Source organism: Bartonella phoceensis (assembly GCF_902825145.1).
Lineage (GTDB): Bacteria > Pseudomonadota > Alphaproteobacteria > Rhizobiales > Rhizobiaceae > Bartonella > Bartonella phoceensis.
In genome coordinates this window covers 1-3,472 of sequence record NZ_CADEAD010000021.1, presented here as the reverse complement: position 1 = coordinate 3,472, position 3,472 = coordinate 1, and the positions used below count along the sequence as shown (strand labels likewise).

The 3,472-nt window shown below is 43.2% G+C and carries 4 protein-coding genes; 3 read left to right on the top strand and 1 reads right to left on the bottom strand.

Annotation, left to right across the window (positions count from 1 at the left end; all coding sequences use genetic code 11):
* A partial coding sequence (locus J7R07_RS07880; protein ID WP_246464879.1) for a 5-(carboxyamino)imidazole ribonucleotide synthase occupies positions 1 to 1,226 on the top strand: 1,226 nt, incomplete at its 5' end.
* Here the strand turns inward: J7R07_RS07880 and J7R07_RS07875 are convergent.
* A complete protein-coding gene (locus tag J7R07_RS07875) occupies positions 1,192 to 1,494 on the bottom strand; it encodes a hypothetical protein (RefSeq protein ID WP_208436312.1) in 303 nt (100 codons plus the stop codon). The genes J7R07_RS07880 and J7R07_RS07875 overlap by 35 nt on opposite strands.
* Positions 1,495 to 2,168: 674 nt before the next feature.
* Here J7R07_RS07875 and ykgO point away from each other — a divergent pair.
* The gene (gene ykgO, locus J7R07_RS07870; protein ID WP_011181208.1) at positions 2,169 to 2,294 is read left to right on the top strand and encodes a type B 50S ribosomal protein L36; all 126 of its coding nucleotides are present in this window, start codon (positions 2,169 to 2,171) and stop codon (positions 2,292 to 2,294) included.
* Between the two features lie 143 nt (positions 2,295 to 2,437).
* On the top strand, positions 2,438 to 3,259 hold the full coding sequence (locus J7R07_RS07865) for a tetratricopeptide repeat protein (protein ID WP_208436311.1): 822 nt from the start codon (positions 2,438 to 2,440) through the stop codon (positions 3,257 to 3,259).
* The last annotated feature ends 213 nt before the right edge of the window (positions 3,260 to 3,472 follow it).

Below are 3,472 nucleotides of genomic sequence, written 5' to 3'. Positions count from 1 at the left end.
CTCCCTGCGCATCCCCTGCGTCCAACACCCCTTCCGCGTCCACCCCTCTCTCCGCATCCCCTGCGTCCAACACCCCTTCCGCGTCCACCCCTCCCTGCGCATCCCCTGCGTCCAACGCCCCTTCCGCGTCCACCGCATTCCCTCTGTTCCTCCCAGGAAGTACAATCGGTTTCCTAGGGGGAGGACAATTGGCACGCATGCTCGCCATAGCAGCAGCAGAACTAGGGTTTCGAACGGTTGTTTTTTGCCCTGAAGGAGATTGTCCGGCTGCACAAACAGCCAACGACCACATTGTTGCATCCTATGATGATACCTCAGCATTAAATCGTTTTATTTCTGTGTGTGATGTTGTGACCTATGAGTTTGAAAATCTTCCGCTTCAAACGGTTCAATATATAGAGAAAGACAAAAGTGTTTATCCCTCTTCCAAGGCGCTAGAGATTACGCAAGATCGGCTTTTTGAGAAGCAATTTTTGCAAAAGCAAGGCATCCACACAGCATCGTGGTATGCTGTTGACAGTTATTCTTCTCTCCTTTCAGGGCTTTCGGCGTTAGGAAAGCGTGGTCTTTTGAAGACGCGTCGTTTTGGTTACGATGGCAAGAACCAGATGATGCTGGATCACCCCTCAGCATCAACCCTTGAAAAAACCTTTACGGCTTTTCAGGAACATCCCCTTATTTTGGAAGAAATTATTCCTTTTTTATCGGAAATCTCGGTGCTCTCGGCCCGGACAAACCAAGGGGAACATATTTTTTATGACTGCCCAGAAAACCAGCACAAAAGCGGCATCCTTCATAAATCCTTTGTCCCCTCACATGTACCGCAGAATGTACAAAAGGCAGCACAAGAAATAAGTGTAAGAGTGATGGATGCGCTCGATTATGTTGGTGTTCTTTGCATTGAATTTTTTGTCCTGATAGATGGGGGTCTTTTAGTAAATGAATTAGCACCTCGTGTTCATAACTCTGGTCATTGGACGCAAAAGGCGTGTATCACTTCACAATTTGAACAACATATCCGTGCCATTTGCGGTCTTCCTTTGGGCAGCACATACCGCCATAGCAATTGTCAAATGATCAACCTTCTTGGCAATAATCTTAATGAATTCAAATATTTTCTCACACAAGAGACAACATCGGTTCACTTATATGGTAAAAACTCTGTACAATCCCTGCGTAAAATGGGGCATGTCATTCAACTAAAAGGACCAGCCACCAAATCTTGACAGGAGAAGATTTTTCCACAAAACGTCTCCCCACGAGATAACGCGCTGAAAAATAAACAAAGAAAAAAACAACATCTCTGACAAACATTTTTACACGGTGTTTCTTCATAACCAGAGCAAAGCTTTTCTTAGCCCACGGCAAAATCCCCCACTCCCCCATCCCAACGGAGAGCAAATTGATTACAATTCCTTGACCAAAAACATCCTCCAAGCCTTCTTCAAGAACATACGCCCCAACATTTTTGCACGCTCCGACAAACGCCTCCAAAATACCCCTTTATAAACTCTGACAATCCTTCTCTTGTCATCCCCCTCATCTCCAGCTTTTATTCCTTTGAGAATATGAAGAGAACTGCGCATAACACCTCTCTACTATACTGATAAGTTTTACGGATATAGTGTGATGACATCTCACCCCATATTCTGACGCCTTTTATGCATTTCTTCATGCATCGTTTGTTCATCTCTGCACGGTTTATTTGCACATCATTTCATCAAAATGAGAATCCTTGAAATTTTTGCCTCTCTTTGTTCTCTTGCATTCCAATGCAACACCAAACGTTTTTGTCAGGATCGTCTCTTGCCAAATCTTTATCCAATATAACGCCTTGACACGAAGCAGAGTTCTTGTTAGAAAGGCTTTGATTTTTTTTGCAATTTTCACTTCTTCGTTGTGATAATGAAAGGTGTTGATGCGTACCTTTGTTTTAAGGGTGCGTTTTTCTTTTTTTGGTCACAGTGAAAAGGAACATGATGTTGTAACAGTCTCCTAAGGAGCGATTATAAGGAGTCTCTCAAGAGACGGTTATAGGGAGTCTCTCAAGAGACGATCATACTGGTTCTAAGAAAGTAGTGTGGTGGTGTCTTAAAGTTAGAGACTGGGATTATGGCATAAATTACAATGGCGTAAGATTACAGAAGTGTCTATAAACGGTGAGTATGATGAAAATTAAAAATTCGCTTAAAGCACTAAGGGAGCGTCACCGTAACAATCGTTTGGTGCGTCGTAAAGGTCGTGTTTACATCCTCAATAAAACGAATCCACGTTTTAGAGCACGTCAAGGTTGATATTCTCTCAAGCTTAACGGTTTGTCAGGGAGGATTGTTTTTATGCCTGCTTTGGCAGGCATTTTGCTTTCTCTTTCCCTGAAGATTTATTTTTGCGTTTCAGGTCCGTTTCATAAGCATTTATCGTTTGAGGACTTGTGGTTATGGAGTTTTTGATTTTTTTAAAAACTTTGCAATTGCGGGGTCTTTGTTTTTTTCGGCAGAGTTTTTCGCGCTTGTATTTTTCGCGCTTGTATTTTTCGTCGCGTTTTATTTTATTTTTTTTAATTTTTACAGGCAGTTATGGTTTTGCTTCCAGTGGCTACGGGCAAAATTCTCCTTTACTCCCTGAAGATTCTCCTTCTCCACAAACGCTTTTACCGCTGGATGAGCTCATACCCGACTCTCCTTCTTCGACGCCGGCAAGACCTGATTCTGCTGTGACTGTTCTTGAAGAATTTGATTCTTCCTCCCATTCTCACCCTGACAGAGCGAAAGAGCGCAGAGAGGCGGAAATTTTGCGTCTTCTCAAAGAATTGAAATTTTGTGCGAATGTTCATGAAGCCAGAAAGATAAACGAACAACTTCAACGTTTATGGTCACAATCGGGCAGTGAGACGATTGATCTTTTGATGTCATGGGCTGAAAATGCGCTCAACACTGATGATTATAGTCTTGCTCTTGACTACATTGACAATGCCCTTGCGCTTTCACCAACCTATGCCATGGCTTGGATACGGCGCGCGTGGATTCACATTCAAATGAGTGATTTTAAACTTGCCATGCTTGATCTGAATCATGCCCTAGAACTTGAGCCGCGCAATTACATGGCATTTTTTGAGCTTGGAGTGACGATGGAAGCAACGGAGCGTCCAAAGCTCGCCATCAAGGCCTATGAAAAGGTACTTGAATATTACCCACAAATGCAAAAGCTTCAAAAGCGGATTGGCGCTCTTTTAGAGGAAGAATCACCAGAAGCTCTTTAAGACTGCACTTGATTCTATAGACAATGCCCTTAGGAAAGGCCCTTACGTTTTTATTCACAGATGCTTTAAGTTTAGGTAAAATCTGTGTGGTTTCCCATTCAAATCAGTGTTTTACACTTACCATGCTTGCCCTAAATCAGGTCCTAAAGCTTGAGCGACGCAATTAACTGAGTCAGGCCCCCCACCAAACTCCCTCACCAAACTCCCTCACCG